Source organism: Clostridioides sp. ZZV15-6597, assembly GCF_020657815.1.
Classification (GTDB): Bacteria; Bacillota; Clostridia; order Peptostreptococcales; family Peptostreptococcaceae; genus Clostridioides.
Window position 1 is genome coordinate 1 of sequence record NZ_JAGWCT010000213.1, and the last position, 1803, is coordinate 1803.

A 1803-nucleotide genomic window follows, 5' to 3' on the forward strand; every position below is an offset into this window, starting at 1 on the left:
CTTGTAAATATTAATATTATTTATAAAGATTTTAGGATGGCAATGTTTACTTAACTTTAGAAATATTAAATGTTATTTAAGTTAAGTTGATGTTACCATCCTAAAAATATGAATGCACATGTGAAGCATATTTTATCCATAAAAAATATTTTTAATTAGAAATACATCTTATTAATTTGATGAGTTTATTTAAAATTGATAAAGCTATTTAAAAAACTTATTTTACATAGATTGGATGAGTGTAAAAGTCCATAGGACCTTTTATTAAATCTTTATTATTTCTGTAATATACTGAGTTGTATATATTTGTAGATTTTATGTCATAACTTATAAGTGTTTTAAAAATCGCATCATCTAATGAAAATGATATATTTGAAAATTTATTTATTATTTCTATGTTAGATTTATTTTTTATCTCTTTTAGAATTTCTCTACCTTTGTCATTGAAAGCAAGTATTCTTATATAAGGAACAGTGTCTATATCTTTTACAAGGTGAATATCGCTTTTTCTTATGCCTAACAATATATTATTTAAAGTTCTCTTGATTTTAGTTAAAGTATATCTCTTAGACTTAATTGATAATTGTAATTCGTATAAAGAGCTAGATGTAAAAATGTCTTTGTAAATTTTATTTTCTATACCTTCATTTACTTCAAAATAATCCTTTAAATTGGATATGTCTCTAAGTACTATTGTTTTTAAAGTATCAAAAAATAATTCATCAAACATAGGAAAAAATTTACTATCTATTTTTTCATTTAATATATTATAAGTTTTTTCTGGAATAACTCTTTTTAATTGAGATATATTGCAATTTTCTTTAAGTGAAGTTCTTATAGCAGTAGCAGAGCAAATACTATTATCAATTTCTTTAGAGTTGTATTCTGACTGAACTCTGGAAATATTAAATGGCTTTATATTACTGTTTAAATTGATAAGATTTTTTATATATTCTATACCAAGTATATTATTTGATGAATTTAATATTTTTAATAATTGTTCTTTTGTAGTTTTTTGAGCTAAGTTGTTGTTTTCATATTGGTGTATATAATCAAAAAGTGAATTAGCTCTAGCCGCTGGAAATAACATACCATCATCTAAATATTTTTTTAAAAGCAATTTAAATTCCTTTGGCTCATTTGCTAAAATTTCTGCAATACTGCAAAGAATATCTATGTTTCCCTCTTCACTACCAAAACATACAGAACTTATACAATTTAGAGAATTTAAAATTGTTATGGCACCATGAGAAAAAATTTCAGCACTTTGGCAAGCAAACATAGTTGGTAATTCTATAACTAAGTCTACACCATTTTCGACAGCAATTTTTGCTCTAGTATATTTATCAAATAAAGCTGGTTCACCTCTTTGAAGAAAGTTTCCACTCATGATTGCCACTGTATGTGTTGCATTTGTTTTTTCTATAGATTTAGATAAATGATAGATATGTCCATTATGAAATGGGTTATATTCAACTATTAATCCAAGTATATTCATAAAATGCTCCTTTTATCTTTGTTTATTTTATATACATTGTAATTTATTATAATATGTATAAAATTTAAATTTTTAATTATCTAGCTAAAAAACATAAAAAAATTTGTTAAAATGTAGAAATACTACATAACAAGAAATCAGTTAAGTGTTATTAAAATAACTTTATTAAGCCTTTATATTATATTATTATAGCAAATGGGAAAGAATAATCTACATTAAGTTAATTTGTTAATAAATTGTTATTAGAACATACAATTTACCACAATAGAAATATGATATAATATAAAAAAAAGTATATACTTTTA

1 protein-coding gene is annotated in these 1803 nt (G+C 22.6%); it reads right to left on the minus strand.

Features of this window, described 5'->3' with window-relative positions; translation table 11 throughout:
• Window positions 1–217: 217 nt before the first annotated feature.
• On the minus strand, window positions 218–1498 hold the full coding sequence (locus KGF52_RS20890) for a nucleotidyltransferase (protein WP_227841505.1): 1281 nt from the start codon (window positions 1496–1498) through the stop codon (window positions 218–220).
• Between the last annotated feature and the right edge of the window lie 305 nt (window positions 1499–1803).